Source organism: Streptomyces kebangsaanensis (assembly GCF_001906585.1).
In the GTDB taxonomy this organism is placed as follows: domain Bacteria; phylum Actinomycetota; class Actinomycetes; order Streptomycetales; family Streptomycetaceae; genus Streptomyces; species Streptomyces kebangsaanensis.
Genome location: NZ_JUJA01000038.1, coordinates 1 through 1,231, shown reverse-complemented (window position 1 = coordinate 1,231; position 1,231 = coordinate 1). Strand labels below are relative to the sequence as shown.

Below are 1,231 nucleotides of genomic sequence, written 5' to 3'. Positions count from 1 at the left end.
TGAACCGTTCCGGGTTTGATCGAGACTCTAGGTTGTGACTGTGACCTGGGGTTTCGTGGTTTCGAGGTAGTAGTTGGTCTCGTATTCGGCGGGTGGGATGTGCCCGATCTCACCGTGCAGTCGGCGGTGGCAGTACCAGTCGACCCATTCGGCGGTGGCCAGTTCGACCTCGGAGAGTGTCTTCCAGGGCCGACGGGGCTTGATCAACTCAGTTTTGAACAGGCCGATCGTGGACTCCATCAGGGCATTGTCGTAAGCGTCGCCGACCGATCCGATCGACGCGGCGATGCCTGCCCGGTCGAGGTGCTCGGCGAGCGCGAACGATGTGTACTGCGACCCGGCATCGGAGTGATGTATCAACTCGCCTTTCTGATGGGATCGTTGATCTCGGTCGCGTTGCCAGAGGGCCATCTCGAGGGCGTCCAGGACGAGTCGGGTCTCCTTCGAAGTGGCCGCGGACCAGCCGACGATACGGCGGGAGAAGGTGTCCACGACGAAGGCGACGTAGACGACGCCGGCGAACGTGGCGACGTGGGTGAAGTCGGCGACCCAGCAGCGGTTCGGGGCCGGGGCGACGAAGTCGCGGTCCACGAGGTCTGGAGCCCGTTCCGCACTCGCGTCGGGGATCGTGGTGATCACCTTCTTGCCGCGGACCGCTCCGGTGATGCCGAGCTCGCGCATGAGGCGCTCGACGGTGCAGCGGGCCACCGCGACATCCTGGCGGTTCAGGTGCCGCCAGATCTTCCGGGCGCCGTAGACACGGTAGTTGGCCTCGTACACCTTTGTGATGAGGGTCTTGAGCTCGGCGTCGCGGACGGTGCGGGCCGCGGGCGTGGCCTGGCGCTTGTGGTGGGCGTAGTAGGTGGACGGGGCGATCTTGCAGTCGTGGTCGGTGAGGACCCGGCAGATCGGCTCGACGCCGCCGAAGCGGCCCTTGTGCTCGTCGATGAACGCTACGAGCGTGTGTGTGGCCGGTCGAGCTCGGCCGCGAAGAAAGACGCCGCGGCTTTGAGGATCTCGTTCGCCCGCTTCAGCTCGGCATTCTCCTTCTTCAGCCGCTTCAGCTCGGCGGACTCCTCCGTCGTGGTGCCCGGCCGGGTGCCGGCATCGATCTGGTCCTGCCGTACCCACTTGCGCAGGGTCTCGGTCGTGCCGATGCCCAGTTTCTGGGCGACCGCTTTCATCGCGGCCCACTCGGTGTCGTACTCCGGCCGCACCTCGGCGACCATCC

General features: G+C 65.6%; 1 protein-coding gene. It reads right to left on the bottom strand.

Translation table 11 applies throughout. The annotated features are described in order from the left end of the window. Positions 1-27 precede the first annotated feature (27 nt). Positions 28-1,229, bottom strand: a protein-coding gene (locus RH94_RS04950; RefSeq protein WP_199880870.1) for an IS3 family transposase whose coding sequence is annotated in 2 segments (ribosomal slippage) — positions 28-998 and positions 998-1,229 — 1,203 coding nt in all. Because the reading frame shifts where the segments join, the coding sequence is not laid out codon by codon here. Between the last annotated feature and the right edge of the window lie 2 nt (positions 1,230-1,231).